The sequence below is a fragment of the Vibrio sp. D54 genome, assembly GCF_021728075.1.
GTDB lineage: Bacteria > Pseudomonadota > Gammaproteobacteria > Enterobacterales > Vibrionaceae > Vibrio > Vibrio alginolyticus.
This window is the reverse complement of record NZ_JAKKCS010000025.1, coordinates 1-15,486: the sequence shown is the minus strand read 5'-3', so window position 1 is coordinate 15,486 and position 15,486 is coordinate 1. Positions and strand designations below refer to the sequence as shown.

Genomic DNA, 15,486 nt, shown 5'->3' with positions numbered 1-15,486 from the left:
AGAGGATTAAGCAATGCAAGTTATTCTACTTGATAAAATTGGTAACCTAGGTGGTCTTGGCGATACTGCAAACGTTAAATCTGGCTACGCTCGTAACTTCCTTATCCCACAAGGTAAAGCAGTTATGGCAACTAAAGCTAACGTTGAAATGTTTGAAGCTCGTCGTGCTGAACTAGAAGCTAAAGTTGCTGAGCAACTAGCTGCTGCAGAAGCTCGCGCAGAGAAAGTTAACGCTCTAGAAGCTGTAGTTATCGCTTCTAAAGCTGGTGACGAAGGCAAACTATTCGGTTCTATCGGTACTCGTGACATCGCTGACGCTATCACAGCTGCAGGCGTTGAAGTTGCTAAGAGCGAAGTTCGCCTTCCTGAAGGTGCTCTACGTACAACTGGTGAGTTCGAGATCAGCGTTCAACTTCACTCTGAAGTTTTCGCAACTGTGAACCTACAAGTTGTTGCTGCTGAGTAATTCAGTATCAAGACGAAATACTAAAAAGCACCTCCTTGGAGGTGCTTTTTTTATTTCTAAAACTGAGAGAAAAAGGGTTAAAAAGCGAAAAGTAAATTAACGGAAAATACGCTGTCTGCTTTGCTTAAGCCTTCAGGCACTTTATCGTGATACTGACGAGAGTGCGCCAGTTTCAGTGCAATATCTTCAGTAATATCATTGGTTACACTGAGTTCACTATCAGTACGTGTGTTACTTCTACCTGTTACCAACGTAATATCAGCTGCGAAACTTAAATTATCCAATGCATGCCAAGTTGTGTTGATATTTCCTCGAAAAATGCCTTCTCTAACGATATCGGGAAAGACAATATCGTCATCATCTATTTCGTCTAAGTTTGGCTCTTGATAGCGAAAACCAGGGCCTACTTCTACCTCTAAAATGAAGTTCTCAGTGTAGGAGAACTGGTAACCCAAACCACCTGACAACGTATAGTCTTTAAAATAAGCACTGTAGCGAGAATCCACTCCTTTAAAGCTGCCATACAAATACGTCTTAGGGCCTAACTTGTAGTCACTCTGTAGGGAATAGGTGGATGAGCGTTTATCTTCTTCACCGTCTTTGTACAAGTTGTAGTACTTCCATTCACCGTTAGAACGGTGTCGACCTGACGTATATTCAGCACTCAAACGAGCATTCAGGGAACGAGAGTCCGTGTTACCTGTGTGAGCCTGATAGCCGAACTCCACCTCGGTTTTTAGTGGGTCGGGTACATCAATATTTTGCTCTGGCTGTACTGATTCGTCAGCATACGATGCACTAGCGCACAGTAGGCTAAAGCTAAGTAACCAGTATCGGGACACATCAACCTCGAACGTAATCAAAAAGGAGGGGCATGATACTGATACAGATATTTGGTTGGGTCAATGGTAGGTTAATTTTTATTAGAGCTAGGCGGAAGAACCAGGCTATTACCCGGGTGGTTCACATGATGATTTCTTAACAAGTAATTGTCGCTTCGGGGAAGCATCTCAGTTAGGTTAAGGTTATAATCGTGGGTCAATAGTAGTTATCGAGCAAAGTCATGGCGGAAAACAGAAATCGCAAACCTTCAGACAGTCAGGTCGACGCAATCAAAGTGCCACCTCACTCACTAGAAGCCGAGCAATCAGTAATTGGTGGTCTTTTACTGGATAATGAACGTTGGGACACCGTTGCCGAACGTGTTGTGAGCAGTGATTTCTATAGTCGTCCACACCGCCTGATTTTTGAAGGTGTAAAAACCATTCTTGAAGCGGGTAAACCTCTCGATCTTATTACTTTATCGGAATATCTAGAGCGTCACGAGTTGTTAGAAGATGTAGGCGGTTTTGCTTACCTCGCTGACTTGGCGAAGAATACGCCAAGTGCAGCTAACATCAATGCGTATGCTGATATTGTCGCTGAGCGCGCGATTGTTCGTGGCCTTATTGGTGTCGCGAATGAAATTGCGGATGCGGGCTATGACCCTCAAGGTCGCAGTTCTGAAGATTTAATAGACATGGCTGAGAGTAAAGTTTTTGCTATCGCCGAGTCTCGAACTAGTGAAAACGAAGGACCACAAAACGTCGACAACATCCTCGAAAAGACGTTAGAACGTATCGAGTTGTTGTATAAAACGCCACAAGATGGTGTTACCGGGGTCGATACCGGTTTCACCGATCTCAATAAGAAAACCGCAGGTTTGCAAGGCTCTGATTTGGTGATTGTCGCAGCGCGTCCATCGATGGGTAAAACGACCTTTGCGATGAACTTGTGTGAAAATGCGGCCATGCAACAAGAAAAGCCCGTACTTATTTTCTCGTTAGAGATGCCAGCTGAACAGTTGATGATGCGTATGTTGGCCTCTTTGTCTCGTGTTGACCAAACCAAGATCCGTACGGGTCAGCTAGATGACGAAGATTGGGCGCGTATTTCTTCTACTATGGGTATCCTGATGCAGAAGAAAAATATGTACATTGATGATAGCTCTGGTCTAACTCCGACCGAAGTGCGTTCGCGCGCTCGCCGTATCGCTCGTGAACATGGCGGTCTATCTATGATCATGGTCGACTACCTTCAGTTGATGCGCGTGCCTTCGTTAACCGATAACCGTACTCTTGAGATTGCTGAGATCTCTCGCTCTCTTAAGGCGCTGGCAAAAGAGCTAAATGTACCTGTTGTGGCACTGTCGCAGCTAAACCGTTCCCTAGAGCAACGTGCGGATAAACGACCAGTAAACTCGGACTTGCGTGAATCCGGTTCCATCGAGCAGGATGCCGACTTGATCATGTTCATCTACCGTGATGAGGTTTATCACCCAGATAGTCCGTACAAAGGTACGGCCGAAATCATTATTGGTAAACAGCGTAACGGTCCTATCGGCTCTGTTCGCCTCACTTTCCAAGGTCAACATTCGCGTTTCGACAACTACGCGGGTCCTGCATTCGATATTGATGATGAGTAATTCCATGAGCTATATGAAAGCGGCCAAGGCGTGCATTGATTTGTCTGCGTTGCAGCACAACTTACAGCGCGTAAAAGCTCAAGCGCCACAAAGTAAAGTGATGGCTGTCGTCAAGGCCAATGGTTATGGTCACGGATTACGTCATGTCGCAAAACATGCTAACCATGCGGATGCGTTTGGCGTGGCTCGCATTGAAGAAGCATTGCAACTGCGCGCTTGTGGAGTAGTAAAGCCGATTCTATTGCTAGAAGGTTTTTACTCTCCTGGTGATTTACCTGTTCTTGTGACGAACAACATCCAAACCGTGGTGCACTGTGAAGAGCAGCTTATCGCCTTGGAGCAAGCAGACCTTGAAACTCCGGTTGTCGTGTGGCTGAAGATTGACAGTGGCATGCACCGCCTTGGGGTTCGTCCTGAACAATATGACGACTTTGTAACGCGGCTGAAGGAGTGTCCAAATGTAGCGAAACCGTTGCGTTACATGAGCCACTTTGGCTGTGCAGATGAGCTGGATAGCGATATTACCCCACAACAGATTGAGCTGTTTAAATCGTTGACTTCTGGTTGCCAAGGGGAACGTTCACTGGCGGCATCTGCGGGGTTATTGGCATGGCCTCAAAGCCATTTAGATTGGGTTCGTCCGGGTATTATCATGTATGGTGTGTCGCCATTCGATGACAAAACGGCGCAAGATCTTGGGTATCAGCCTGTCATGACACTTAAATCCCACCTTATTGCGGTACGTGAAGTGAAGAAGGGCGAAAGTGTTGGCTATGGTGGTATTTGGACCAGTGAGCGAGATACAAAAGTTGGGGTCATCGCTGTAGGGTATGGCGACGGTTACCCAAGAAGTGCTCCAAACGGTACGCCGGTGTGGGTTAATGGCCGTAAAGTACCTATTGCAGGTCGAGTTTCCATGGATATGCTGACGGTCGATTTGGGAACAGACGCAACGGATAAAGTCAGCGACGAAGCGATTCTTTGGGGGAAAGAGCTCCCAGTAGAAAAAGTGGCGGGTCACATTGGTACGATTGCGTATGAACTCGTGACTAAGCTAACGCCTCGCGTCGAGATGGAATACTCCAAATAAACAACGAAAGGCTAACCCAAGGTTAGCCTTTGTTTTATCTACTCACCGTTAATCGTAGCAATAACGCGGCGGCCGCCACCAAAGTCTCGATGCTCACCCAAGTAAATACCTTGCCATGTTCCTAAAGCTAATCGACCATTTTGGATTGGTACCGTCACACTACTGCCAAGCAGTGATGCTTTAATATGTGCCGGCATGTCGTCGTCACCTTCATAGGTGTGCTGATAATAAGGAGCACGCTCTGGCACAAACTTATTGAAGTGCGCTTCCATGTCCATACGCACGGTTGGATCAGCATTCTCATTTAAGGTCAAACTGGCGGAGGTGTGCTGAATAAATAAGTGTAATAAACCTACTGAAAGTTCGTTTATTTGTGGTAATTGTTGTTCAATTTCATCAGTTATCAGGTGAAAACCGCGGCTTCTCGCTTTTAATTGCAGTGTTTTTTGTGCCCACATACGTGTTCCTTTGGAAATTTATAAATTGGCGTCTATCCTATTCCAATTAGAGCCTGTCATTAGTAAATGATATGATTCTTGTCATCGTAAATGAATTGTTCAATTTCAGGGCAGGGAACGTGACCTAACTCAATGTGAGTGTAAAAGCTCTCGGTCATAATTGGCGCCTGAAAAAAAATTACAAAGACTTGTTTTGTGGCAATTTGCCCAAACATCTAATTTATATTCTATTTGCTAAATCGGGGATTCCACAGTTTTCGCTAGACTGTAAGGAATGGAACCTACTGTAACATCGGGATAAAGACCATGTTGAAAAATATCAATCCAACGCAAACACAAGCTTGGAAAGCGCTAACGGCGCATTTCGAATCTGCACAAGATATGGATCTTAAAGAGCTGTTTGCTCAAGACGCAGCGCGTTTCGACAAATACTCTGCACGTTTCGGCTCAGACATCCTAGTCGATTACTCAAAGAACCTCATCAATGAGGAAACTCTGAAGCATCTGTTTGCTCTTGCGAAAGAGACCGAGCTGAAATCTGCAATTGAAGCGATGTTCAGTGGTGAAGCGATCAACCAAACAGAAGGTCGCGCTGTTCTTCACACTGCACTACGTAACCGCGCTAATACTCCAGTTATGGTAGACGGCGAAGACGTAATGCCAGCAGTGAACGCGGTTCTAGAAAAAATGAAATCATTCACTGAGCGCGTTATCGGCGGTGAATGGAAAGGTTACACAGGCAAAGCAATTACTGATATTGTGAACATCGGTATCGGCGGTTCTGACCTTGGCCCTTACATGGTGACGGAAGCTCTAGCGCCATACAAAAATCATCTAAACTTTCACTTCGTATCTAACGTTGATGGTACACACATCGTTGAAACGTTGAAGAAAGTTAACCCAGAAACGACGTTATTCTTGATCGCGTCTAAGACGTTTACAACGCAAGAAACCATGACTAACGCGCACACTGCTCGTGATTGGTTCCTAGAATCTGCGGGTGATCAGGCTCATGTGGCTAAACACTTTGCTGCGCTTTCAACAAACGCGACTGCCGTGTCTGAATTTGGTATCGATACAGCGAACATGTTTGAATTCTGGGACTGGGTTGGTGGCCGTTACTCACTATGGTCTGCGATCGGTCTATCAATTGCACTAGCAGTAGGTTTCGACAACTTTGTTGAGTTGCTTGATGGTGCTCACGAGATGGACAAGCACTTCGTATCAACAGATCTGGAAAGCAATATTCCAGTGATTCTTGCTTTGATTGGTATTTGGTACAACAACTTCCACGGTGCGGAGTCAGAAGCTATCCTACCTTACGATCAGTATATGCACCGTTTCGCAGCGTACTTCCAGCAAGGTAACATGGAGTCAAACGGTAAATACGTTGACCGTGACGGCAATGCTGTAACTTACCAAACTGGCCCAATCATTTGGGGTGAACCAGGTACCAACGGTCAGCACGCGTTCTACCAGCTAATTCACCAAGGTACTAAGCTTATCCCATGTGACTTCATTGCACCTGCAATTAGCCACAACCCAGCTAGCGATCATCACCAAAAACTGATGTCTAACTTCTTCGCGCAAACTGAAGCTCTAGCGTTTGGTAAAAATGAAGAAACCGTGAAAGAAGAGTTGGTGAAAGTAGGTAAGAATGCTGAAGAAGTGGCAGCGATTGCGCCATTCAAAGTGTTTGAAGGTAACCGTCCAACAAACTCTATTCTAGTGAAGCAAATCACGCCTCGTACGCTAGGTAACCTGATCGCAATGTACGAACACAAAATTTTCGTACAAGGAGTTATCTGGAATATCTTCAGCTTTGACCAGTGGGGCGTGGAGCTAGGTAAACAACTGGCTAACCAAATCCTACCTGAGCTTGCAGATGAGTCTCAAATCAGCTCGCATGACAGCTCAACAAACGGTCTAATCAACGCATTTAAAGCGTTCAAAGCTTAATGTTTGAATAGATAAAGAAAAGGTCAGCAAATGCTGACCTTTTTATTGCCTGAGGCAAAAACAAAATAGGTTGGCCAGTGCCAACCTATTTTTCTCTTTTATTCGAAGCAAATTTCGATAAAGGCATTTCCCCATTGGGAAGAGAAAGGCATGATAATAATTGAGCCTTCACACTTGTGGCGAATCGTATGACCTCGGCCCGAAACCACAACCGGTGTTGCCATATCAAAGTCAAAACCACTTTCTGCCAGAATGCGTTTCGCACCACCAGTAACCATGTTGGTGATCTCACCCACCATATCGGTCACTTCTTCATTGAGCCCATTTGGACGTTCACCAAGCATGTTCTGCATGATTTCTAGGGCGAGTGCTTCATCAAAGGTGATCGACATTGAACCACGAGTTTGTGGGCCTACCATACCAATCAGACCAGAAACGTCACCTCGTGCGATCTCATCTTTTTTGATTCGCGGTTTTTGTGGCTTCAGCTCAAGAGAAGCCATAGTTTTTAGCACGTTCATTAAAGAAGCTAAAAACGGGTTTACAAATTCAGCGCGCATAACGTTCTTCTATACTTTTTCTTTCGTCTCGGAGGAACAGGCCTGGCATTCACCATGAGTTTCAATAACTTGGTTGGTCAGTTTGAATCCATGCTTCTCGGCGTTTTCGGCTAACAAGGATATCAGCGTCTCATCTTCGAGTTCAACGACATCACCACATTTATCGCAAATTAGTAATTGGAAAAAGTGCTGCTGAGTATTGAAAGAACAACAAGTAATAAAGCTATTTGTCGATTCCACTCGGTGGATGAAGCCTTGCTCTAGGAGAAAATCTAATGCTCGATAAACAGTGGGCGGCTTAGCCTGAGGCTCACTCTCTTTTAGTTGCTCCAATAGCTCATACGCACTTGAGGCGCGGCGATTAGAACAAATGAGTTCAAATACGCGTCGGCGTTGCGGAGTCAGTCGTACTCCACGCTCTGCGCAGATACTTTCAATTTGTTCAATGATTGTTGGGGTCAAACCTTTCACCATAACTATCGGACGTGCTCTATGATAAATCATTTCTATACGAAGTTCGTTTAGAAATGCTTCATTTTACCCACTATCAGAACGAAAATCATGAATTAAAGCAAGTCGGTGGTGGTGTGAAGGCGGAATAATCATCACAGAATGAATCAACGAATGACAGATTCGTATTACTTCTGCGTATTCCTAAGCACTTGGCTAGTCAGCCAACCAAATCATTCTCGCTGAAACTAGCACCCAGAGGTGCTTGGGTATACAATACCCGACTTATTTTTTGAGCGTACTGCTGCGCTCGACCTTGGCAACATAAAAACGGGTGTTTATATCATGACTCATTCTTGCAGGCTCTCCGTAGCACCAATGTTAGATTGGACTGATCGTCATTGTCGCTACTTCCATCGCTTAATGACCAAAGAAACCCTGCTGTACACTGAAATGGTGACGACAGGTGCGATCATTCATGGAAAAGGAGATTTCCTGGCTTATAACGAAGAAGAGCATCCGTTAGCCCTTCAACTTGGTGGTTCAAACCCAGCAGATTTGGCTACGTGTGCCAAGCTAGCGCAAGAGCGTGGCTACGATGAGATTAACCTAAATGTGGGGTGTCCATCTGACCGCGTACAAAACGGTCGCTTTGGTGCTTGCCTAATGGCTGAACCGCAGTTAGTTGCGGATTGTGTCGCAGCAATGAAAGACGTGGTCGATATCCCTGTAACAGTCAAGACTCGCATTGGTATTGATGATCAAGATTCTTACGAGTTCTTAACGGATTTCGTTTCTATTGTTTCAGAAAAGGGTGGCTGTGAGCAGTTCACTATCCACGCACGTAAAGCATGGTTAAGTGGTCTAAGCCCAAAAGAAAACCGTGAGATCCCACCATTGGATTACCCACGCGCTTACCAATTGAAGCAAGACTTCTCACACCTAACGATTGCGATTAACGGTGGCGTGAAATCATTAGAAGAAGCAAAAGCACATCTTCAGCATCTTGACGGTGTGATGATTGGTCGTGAAGCATACCAAAGCCCATATTTACTGGCATCGGTAGACCAAGAGTTGTTTGGCTCTAATGCTCCAGTGAAGAAACGCAGCGAAATTGTTGAAGAGATGTACCCATACATTGAAGCGCAATTAGCGAAAGGTGCGTACCTTGGTCATATTACCCGCCACATGTTAGGTTTGTTCCAAAGCATGCCCGGTGCTCGTCAATGGCGTCGTCATATCAGTGAAAATGCGCACAAACCAGGTTCTGGTCTAGAAGTATTGCAAGACGCGCTAGCTAAGATTCCAAAAGAATTGAATGTGTAAAATTCGCCAGTGAATGGCTAAAATTACCAACTAAAGAATGGTAAAGCCAGAGTGCAGAAATGCCTCTGGCTTTGTTTTTTTATTAAAAATCATAATCTTAACTTCGTTTCTGTAAGTTGGTATGGAAACTGCTCTGTTTATTGAAAACAAATGGAGAAGTGATTATGTTGGAGCTAATCTTTATTTTAGTCTTTGCGGCGACCTTGTTGGTTACGGGTATCACAATGATGACCGTATTCGCAGCAACTGGTATTGCGTTAGTTGTGATGTTTTTACTGGGAATGGTTGGAGCGGTACTCAAACTATTACCATGGTTAATCGTGATTGCATTGGGTATTTGGTTCTTCAAGAATTACGTTGCTCAGCCCCGCTATAAATAATGAGTAACATCATTTAGTTGATGGAGAGGCGTGAGAATATGGTATATTTCCTCTCACGTCCTCTACGTGAATATCAGCTATCTCGGAGTAAATACTACATGACAAATAAAGCGAACATCGCTTTAACGGCATTATCGTTGGCAGTATCTTTTCCTGTTTTTGCAGAGTACTCTGTATCGACAAAAGTCGGCGCAGAGGTATGGGCTGCCGACACTAAAGTTAATGAAGCGAGACGAGATAGCAGTACCGCAGGCACTTTTTTTGCGGCGATTGAACATGATGTTAAATACGTCCCTAATGCGCGCCTTCGTTACTCAAGTGTTGATGCGAATTACATGGGGTTCGATAAGCTCGATTTAACCTTGTATTACCACGTTCTAGAGCATGATTTATTGCACTTTGATGCGGGTCTTACGTTCAGTAATTTAAGTGACACTAAATATATTGATGCTGGCTCAAGCAGGCGTGTAGAAGAATTTGATGAGCTGATTTGGGCTTGGTATGGCTACGCAGAAATTCAAGTTCCGGATATAAACTTTGATGTGATTGGTGAGATAAACTTTGGTGACAACAAAGGTATTAAAAGCACCGATTTCATGGCAGGTGTTCAATACAATGTACCGCTCGAAAAAGCTCGACTGGCTTTTCGAGGAGGTTACCGTGTGATTGATTTAGAGTCCGATAAATTCATGTCGGATCTAGGGAAAGAGTTTATTTTTGCTAACGGCTTCTTTGTGAGTGCGGAATACGCGTTCTAAACTCAGCCATGTTAGATATTCGATTTACTTAAAACGTCGCTTTATAAGCGGCGTTTTTTTATATCACTTCATTATATCTAATCGAAATTTCTCCCTATTTGGCTGACTTAGACCATGCTTACCTAGGAGCAATGTGAAAGTTAAAGCAGGGATAGCGATGACAATAAATGAACTAAGACATCTATTCCGTGAAAATCAGCTTATCGAAGCGATTATTGAGCCTGCAATCCAAGAGGGTGGTTGGGTTGTAGAGTTCAGACATGCGCGCGGTGGTTTTGTTTTTCTAACGGACAGTCACGGCGAAGAATGTCTTTATGAAGATTTGGATACTGCGTCAAAATCGGCAATGGCAGTAGGCTTTCAACAAGTCCGCATTGAAGACCGATGAGCAAAAAGTAAGCCGTTCTTACTTCCAAAAAGTTATAAAACATTCACTTCTATTCTTTCTTGTTATTAAGGAGAGTGGGTACTCTATCGTCACGCAATGAATAGGGATGTCGTGATAATGTCTTTTCAAAAGAATGAGTATTCTCACAAGAATGTGTCTGAAGATAATAATGGGCAAGGAGGAAATCCTCCAATCGCAAGCCCTCTGAATGACCAACAAATTAGCTCACTCCAACAAACTGTCTCTGAGTTGTCTTCACAGCAACTTGCTTGGGTCAGTGGGTATTTTTGGGGATTAGCTCAAAATCAACCAAACACAGCGGTAACTCCAATTGCACAAGCAACGGCAGCCGTATCAGCGAAGCCAGCAGGTAAGCTGAGTATTATTTTTGCTTCCCAAACGGGCAATGCTAAAGGTGTTGCTGAAGCTCTGGAACAGGAAGCAAAAGCAGAAGGAATTGCAGTCGAACTTTTTGATGCAAGCGATTACAAAGGTAAAAACTTAGCCAAAGAAACGCATGTCATTATTGTGGCATCGACTAACGGCGAAGGCGAAGCGCCAGACAATGCCATTGAGCTACATGAGTTTTTGCAATCGAAGAAGGCTCCAAAGCTGCCAAACCTGCAATATGGTGTTATTGCATTGGGAGATTCTAGCTACGAGTTCTTCTGTCAGACCGGTAAAGACTTCGACACTTACCTATCAAAGCTAGGCGCGACTCCATTTATCGAGCGTCTTGATTGCGATGTGGATTATGAAGCCCCTGCAACTGAATGGCGTAAGAATGCGTTAGACAAGGTAAAAGATACACTGTCTTCTGGCTCTGAAGCGGATGTGGTTCAACTTCCTGTGGGTCAAGCTGCGACTGCGCACTCTCCTTACAATAAACAAAATCCGTACACTGCGACGTTATTGACCAGTCAAAAAATCACGGGCCGTGACTCTGGAAAAGACGTTCGTCATATAGAAATCGACTTAGAAGGCTCGGGCTTAACGTATCAGCCAGGTGATGCACTAGGTGTGTGGTTTGAAAATAGCTCGGAACTTGCAAATGCCATTCTTGGTAAGGTCGGTTTGTCTGGGGTTGAGACTGTTGACGTTGATGGTGAAAGCTTGTCAATCCACAGTGCTCTCGTGAGTAAATATGAAATCACAACATCTAACCCGCAGCTCATCACAAAGTTTGCCGAGTTATCCGGTAGCAAGAAGCTACAAAAGTTAGTGGAAGATAAAGATAAGCTTCGCGAGTACTCTGCAAATACTCAAATCGTTGATGTACTGGCAGAAAAGAAAACCAAGTTAACCGCAGATGAGTTGATTGGTTTGCTTCGTCGTCTTACTCCACGCCTTTACTCTATTGCATCAAGCCAAGAAGAGGTCGATGAAGAAGTACACCTAACGGTTGCTTTGGTTGAGTACGAACAAAACGACGAAAAACGATATGGTGGAGCGTCTAGTTTCTTAGCACAGCGTCTCGAAGAGGGAGATGAAGTTAAAGTATTTGTCGAGCATAACAACAACTTCAAACTGCCGGAAGATGATAGCACTCCAATTATCATGGTTGGTCCTGGCACAGGGATCGCACCATTCCGTAGTTTTATTCAGGAGCGTGAAAACCGCGATGCTGAAGGCAAAAACTGGTTGTTCTTTGGTGATCGCACGTTCACTCAAGACTTCTTGTACCAAGTGGAATGGCAAAAGTATCTCAAGTCAGGAGTACTAAGCCGATTGGATGTTGCCTTTAGTCGTGACCAAGTAGAAAAGGTTTACGTACAACATCGCATCTTAGAAAACGCAGCTCAAGTGTGGCAGTGGATCCAAGAAGGCGCTTATATCTATGTCTGCGGTGATGCAACGCGTATGGCAAAAGATGTGCACGACGCATTGGTTATCGTTGCTGAACAAGAAGGCAAGATGCCGCGTGACGATGCAGAACAATTTATTAATGACCTACGTAAAGCGAAACGTTATCAGAGGGATGTGTACTAATGACTTTTTCTACGGACAATAATAAGCAGGTTGTATTAGGTGAAGAGTTAGGGTCGCTATCTGATAACGAGCGCCTGAAGCGAGAAAGCAACTTATTACGTGGCACCATTGAGCAAGATTTACAGGACCGTATTACTGGTGGCTTTACTGCCGACAACTTCCAGTTAATTCGTTTCCACGGTATGTATCAACAAGACGATCGTGATATCCGTAATGAACGCACAAAGCAAAAACTGGAACCATTACATAATGTGATGCTTCGTGCTCGTATGCCTGGAGGCATCATCACGCCAACGCAATGGTTAGCGATCGACAAGTTCGCAACGGAGCACTCTTTATATGGAAGTATTCGTCTGACGACTCGCCAAACGTTCCAGTTTCATGGGGTATTAAAACCGAATATTAAGTTGATGCATCAAACGCTCAACAGTATTGGTATTGATTCGATTGCAACCGCGGGTGATGTAAACCGTAACGTGTTGTGTACCACTAACCCAGTGGAGTCAGAGTTACACCAAGAAGCTTACGAATGGGCGAAGAGAATCAGTGAACACCTGCTTCCGAAAACACGCGCTTATGCAGAGATTTGGCTAGACGGTGAAAAAGTAGAAAGCACGGAAGAAGACGAACCGATTCTAGGCAAGAACTACTTACCACGTAAGTTTAAAACCACAGTGGTTATCCCACCGCAAAATGACGTAGATGTACACGCTAACGATCTCAACTTCGTAGCGATTGCAGATAACGGCAAGCTGGTTGGTTTTAACGTCCTGGTCGGCGGCGGCTTAGCGATGACGCATGGCGATACGTCAACCTACCCACGCCGTGCGGACGATTTCGGTTTCATCCCACTAGAAAAAACACTTGATGTGGCGGCTGCGGTTGTCACAACTCAGCGCGACTGGGGTAACCGTTCAAACCGTAAGAACGCAAAAACCAAATACACATTGGATCGTGTAGGTAGCGATGTCTTTAAAGCGGAAGTCGAGAAACGCGCTGGTGTTAAGTTTGAGCAAAGCCGTCCATATGAATTCACAGAACGTGGTGACCGTATTGGCTGGGTAGAAGGAATTGATGGTAAATATCATTTAGCGCTTTTCATCGAAAACGGTCGCTTATTAGACTTTCCAGGTAAACCACTTAAGACGGGTGTTGCTGAAATTGCCAAAATCCACAAAGGCGATTTCCGCATGACAGCAAACCAAAACCTAATTGTTGCGGGTGTACCTAAAAACGAAAAAGCGAAAATTGAAAAGATCGCTCGTGAACATGGCTTAATGGACGACGGCGTAAGTGAACAGCGTAAGAACTCAATGGCTTGTGTTGCTTTTCCAACTTGCCCGCTAGCGATGGCAGAAGCTGAACGTTTCCTTCCTCAGTTTGTTACTGATGTGGAGGGGATTCTGGAGAAGCACAACCTACCAGAAAATGACAACATCATTTTGCGTGTAACTGGGTGTCCAAATGGTTGTGGTCGTGCAATGTTGGCTGAAATTGGTCTAGTTGGTAAAGCGCCAGGTCGTTACAATTTACACCTAGGTGGTAACCGTGCCGGTACTCGAGTACCAAAAATGTATAAAGAGAACATCACGGATAAGCAAATCTTAGAAGAGATTGATCTGCTGGTGGCTCGATGGTCGAAAGAGCGTGAAGAAGGCGAAGCCTTTGGCGATTTCACTATTCGTGCTGGCATTATCCAAGAAGTGCTCGTATCAAAGAGGGACTTTCATGCTTGATTCTGTAGCATCCAAGTTGGAGCTTACAGAGTTACTGACATTAACAAAGACGGAGCAAATCCTCCGTCTTGCTCAAATTAATGTCGAGCTCGAAAAGCTTTCAGCACAAGAGAGAGTAGCGTGGGCTTTAGATAATCTAGAAGGCGAGTTCGCGGTTTCTTCTAGTTTTGGTATTCAAGCCGCGGTTATGCTTCATTTAGTTACTCGCGCCAAAACGGACATCCCCGTCATTCTAACCGATACTGGTTACCTGTTTGCTGAGACGTACCGATTTATCGATGAGCTGACAGATGCTCTCAACCTAAATTTAAAAGTTTATCGAGCCAAAGAAAGTGCGAATTGGCAAGAAGCTCGATATGGAAAATTATGGGAGCAGGGCGTAGAGGGAATTGAAAAATACAACAAGCTCAATAAAGTTGAGCCGATGCGTCGAGCGTTAAAAGAGCTTAATGTTGGAACGTGGTTCTCTGGACTGCGTCGAGAGCAAAGTAAATCTCGTGCAGGTTTACCGATTCTATCAATTCAGAACGGTGTGTTTAAATTTCTACCAGTAATTGATTGGACTAATAAAGACGTTCATTACTACTTAGAACAACACGGCCTTAAATACCACCCATTGTGGGATGAAGGTTACCTTTCAGTTGGTGATACACATACTACTCGTAAATGGGAGCCGGGAATGTCAGAGGAAGAAACTCGATTCTTTGGCTTAAAGCGAGAATGTGGCCTACACGAAGATGATGGCTCTGAACAAGATGGGTCTGGCATATAGCCATAATGCTCTTTAAATAGAGTTTAGGTTAAGTTTAATAAAGATAGCTGCAATAAAGCAGCTTTCTTTATTTATGGTACTTGAAAAACACGTCTCAAAGAACAACTCTGTGGATAAGTTGTGTGATAGTTTGGGGTAAAGTTGAATAAATAAAGGTTTGATCGAAAACTCATCGTTTAACTATTATTTTTGCAATTTTTGAAAAATAACACTTGCCAATGTGAGCGCGATCTCTATAATGCCTCCTCGTCGACAGGGCAAGGGCTCACAAGGGTTTAAGCAAAGTCGGCAAGGCTGAAAAGAAAAACGAAATAATTTGAAAAAGTGTTTGACACAATAAATTATCTCGCTAGAATGGCCGCCTCTTCCGAAGTGATGTTAATCACAAAGAAGAGTTGCTCTTTAACAATATAGACCTATCAATCTGTGTGGGCACTCGTTGATGATAATCCAATTCGATACTTCGGTATCAAATTAGGTTTCAATGAAACGAAGTGACCATTGAATCGAAAGATTCAGCACAGTCAATTCAAACATTACTTCTGCTATTTATTAGCGAAAGAAATGTTCAGTATTCATTGAGCCGAACAAAATCTTAAATTGAAGAGTTTGATCATGGCTCAGATTGAACGCTGGCGGCAGGCCTAACACATGCAAGTCGAGCGGAAACGAGTTATCTGAACCTTCGGG

15 protein-coding genes and 1 rRNA gene are annotated in these 15,486 nt (G+C 44.3%); 12 read left to right on the top strand and 4 right to left on the bottom strand.

What is annotated here, in order from left to right; genetic code table 11:
- Nucleotides 1-13 precede the first annotated feature (13 nt).
- Entirely contained in the window at nucleotides 14-466 is a 453-nt protein-coding gene (gene rplI / locus L3V37_RS22360) for a 50S ribosomal protein L9 (RefSeq protein WP_005381278.1), read from the top strand.
- A gap of 77 nt (nucleotides 467-543) precedes the next feature.
- Here rplI and L3V37_RS22355 read toward each other — a convergent pair whose 3' ends face one another.
- Entirely contained in the window at nucleotides 544-1,308 is a 765-nt protein-coding gene (locus L3V37_RS22355; protein WP_005381276.1) for a DUF481 domain-containing protein, read from the bottom strand.
- A gap of 221 nt (nucleotides 1,309-1,529) precedes the next feature.
- Here L3V37_RS22355 and L3V37_RS22350 point away from each other — a divergent pair, with 221 nt between their 5' ends.
- Together L3V37_RS22350 and alr are read left to right on the top strand one after the other, a co-directional pair.
- Entirely contained in the window at nucleotides 1,530-2,930 is a 1,401-nt protein-coding gene (locus L3V37_RS22350; RefSeq protein WP_005382759.1) for a replicative DNA helicase, read from the top strand.
- A gap of 13 nt (nucleotides 2,931-2,943) precedes the next feature.
- Nucleotides 2,944-4,020 (top strand): alanine racemase, encoded by a 1,077-nt coding sequence (gene alr, locus L3V37_RS22345; RefSeq protein WP_237307160.1) that lies wholly within the window; start codon nucleotides 2,944-2,946, stop codon nucleotides 4,018-4,020.
- A 38-nt stretch (nucleotides 4,021-4,058) separates the two neighbouring features.
- Here alr and L3V37_RS22340 read toward each other — a convergent pair whose 3' ends face one another.
- Nucleotides 4,059-4,478 (bottom strand): secondary thiamine-phosphate synthase enzyme YjbQ, encoded by a 420-nt coding sequence (locus L3V37_RS22340; RefSeq protein WP_005381271.1) that lies wholly within the window; start codon nucleotides 4,476-4,478, stop codon nucleotides 4,059-4,061.
- 306 nt (nucleotides 4,479-4,784) lie between these two features.
- Between L3V37_RS22340 and pgi the strand changes: the two genes are divergently transcribed.
- Nucleotides 4,785-6,437, top strand: coding sequence for a glucose-6-phosphate isomerase (gene pgi, locus L3V37_RS22335; RefSeq protein WP_130545459.1), 1,653 nt, complete (start codon nucleotides 4,785-4,787; stop codon nucleotides 6,435-6,437).
- Nucleotides 6,438-6,535: 98 nt separating this feature from the next.
- Here the strand turns inward: pgi and L3V37_RS22330 are convergent, their stop codons facing one another.
- Nucleotides 6,536-6,997, bottom strand: coding sequence for a chemotaxis protein CheX (locus tag L3V37_RS22330; RefSeq protein WP_005381269.1), 462 nt, complete (start codon nucleotides 6,995-6,997; stop codon nucleotides 6,536-6,538).
- A 9-nt stretch (nucleotides 6,998-7,006) separates the two neighbouring features.
- Complete coding sequence (zur, locus tag L3V37_RS22325) at nucleotides 7,007-7,471, bottom strand: zinc uptake transcriptional repressor Zur (RefSeq protein WP_237307158.1); 465 nt, start codon at nucleotides 7,469-7,471, stop codon at nucleotides 7,007-7,009.
- A gap of 321 nt (nucleotides 7,472-7,792) precedes the next feature.
- Between zur and dusA the strand changes: the two genes are divergently transcribed.
- From dusA to L3V37_RS22285, 8 genes are all read left to right on the top strand, one after another.
- Nucleotides 7,793-8,773: a tRNA dihydrouridine(20/20a) synthase DusA gene (gene dusA, locus L3V37_RS22320; RefSeq protein WP_017821727.1), complete on the top strand. Its 981-nt coding sequence runs from the start codon at nucleotides 7,793-7,795 to the stop codon at nucleotides 8,771-8,773.
- Between the two features lie 164 nt (nucleotides 8,774-8,937).
- Nucleotides 8,938-9,153 carry an envelope stress response protein PspG gene (gene pspG, locus L3V37_RS22315; RefSeq protein WP_005381266.1) on the top strand — a complete coding sequence of 72 codons (216 nt, stop codon included), beginning with the start codon at nucleotides 8,938-8,940 and terminating at the stop codon, nucleotides 9,151-9,153.
- A 98-nt stretch (nucleotides 9,154-9,251) separates the two neighbouring features.
- Entirely contained in the window at nucleotides 9,252-9,911 is a 660-nt protein-coding gene (locus L3V37_RS22310; RefSeq protein WP_237307143.1) for a TIGR04219 family outer membrane beta-barrel protein, read from the top strand.
- Nucleotides 9,912-10,068: 157 nt separating this feature from the next.
- Complete coding sequence (locus L3V37_RS22305) at nucleotides 10,069-10,299, top strand: hypothetical protein (protein WP_005381264.1); 231 nt, start codon at nucleotides 10,069-10,071, stop codon at nucleotides 10,297-10,299.
- A 117-nt stretch (nucleotides 10,300-10,416) separates the two neighbouring features.
- Nucleotides 10,417-12,288, top strand: a complete 1,872-nt coding sequence (locus L3V37_RS22300; RefSeq protein WP_005381262.1) for an assimilatory sulfite reductase (NADPH) flavoprotein subunit — start codon at nucleotides 10,417-10,419, stop codon at nucleotides 12,286-12,288.
- Entirely contained in the window at nucleotides 12,288-14,024 is a 1,737-nt protein-coding gene (gene cysI / locus L3V37_RS22295; protein ID WP_237307142.1) for an assimilatory sulfite reductase (NADPH) hemoprotein subunit, read from the top strand. Before L3V37_RS22300 ends, cysI begins: the two co-directional genes overlap by 1 nt.
- Nucleotides 14,017-14,796, top strand: coding sequence for a phosphoadenylyl-sulfate reductase (locus L3V37_RS22290; protein WP_054729680.1), 780 nt, complete (start codon nucleotides 14,017-14,019; stop codon nucleotides 14,794-14,796). Before cysI ends, L3V37_RS22290 begins: the two co-directional genes overlap by 8 nt.
- Nucleotides 14,797-15,393: 597 nt before the next feature.
- A 16S ribosomal RNA gene (locus L3V37_RS22285) occupies nucleotides 15,394-15,486 on the top strand; the annotation flags it as partial.

What these genes read in the sequence shown, in the direction of transcription:
- rplI (WP_005381278.1), top strand. Translation starts at nt 14, where the DNA reads ATGCAAGTTATTCTACTTGATAAAATTGGTAACCTAGGTGGTCTTGGC.
- L3V37_RS22350 (WP_005382759.1), top strand. Translation starts at nt 1,530, where the DNA reads ATGGCGGAAAACAGAAATCGCAAACCTTCAGACAGTCAGGTCGACGCA.
- alr (WP_237307160.1), top strand. Translation starts at nt 2,944, where the DNA reads ATGAAAGCGGCCAAGGCGTGCATTGATTTGTCTGCGTTGCAGCACAAC.
- L3V37_RS22340 (WP_005381271.1), bottom strand. Translation starts at nt 4,478, where the DNA reads ATGTGGGCACAAAAAACACTGCAATTAAAAGCGAGAAGCCGCGGTTTT.
- pgi (WP_130545459.1), top strand. Translation starts at nt 4,785, where the DNA reads ATGTTGAAAAATATCAATCCAACGCAAACACAAGCTTGGAAAGCGCTA.
- L3V37_RS22330 (WP_005381269.1), bottom strand. Translation starts at nt 6,997, where the DNA reads ATGCGCGCTGAATTTGTAAACCCGTTTTTAGCTTCTTTAATGAACGTG.
- zur (WP_237307158.1), bottom strand. Translation starts at nt 7,471, where the DNA reads ATGGTGAAAGGTTTGACCCCAACAATCATTGAACAAATTGAAAGTATC.
- dusA (WP_017821727.1), top strand. Translation starts at nt 7,793, where the DNA reads ATGACTCATTCTTGCAGGCTCTCCGTAGCACCAATGTTAGATTGGACT.
- pspG (WP_005381266.1), top strand. Translation starts at nt 8,938, where the DNA reads ATGTTGGAGCTAATCTTTATTTTAGTCTTTGCGGCGACCTTGTTGGTT.
- L3V37_RS22310 (WP_237307143.1), top strand. Translation starts at nt 9,252, where the DNA reads ATGACAAATAAAGCGAACATCGCTTTAACGGCATTATCGTTGGCAGTA.
- L3V37_RS22305 (WP_005381264.1), top strand. Translation starts at nt 10,069, where the DNA reads ATGACAATAAATGAACTAAGACATCTATTCCGTGAAAATCAGCTTATC.
- L3V37_RS22300 (WP_005381262.1), top strand. Translation starts at nt 10,417, where the DNA reads ATGTCTTTTCAAAAGAATGAGTATTCTCACAAGAATGTGTCTGAAGAT.
- cysI (WP_237307142.1), top strand. Translation starts at nt 12,288, where the DNA reads ATGACTTTTTCTACGGACAATAATAAGCAGGTTGTATTAGGTGAAGAG.
- L3V37_RS22290 (WP_054729680.1), top strand. Translation starts at nt 14,017, where the DNA reads ATGCTTGATTCTGTAGCATCCAAGTTGGAGCTTACAGAGTTACTGACA.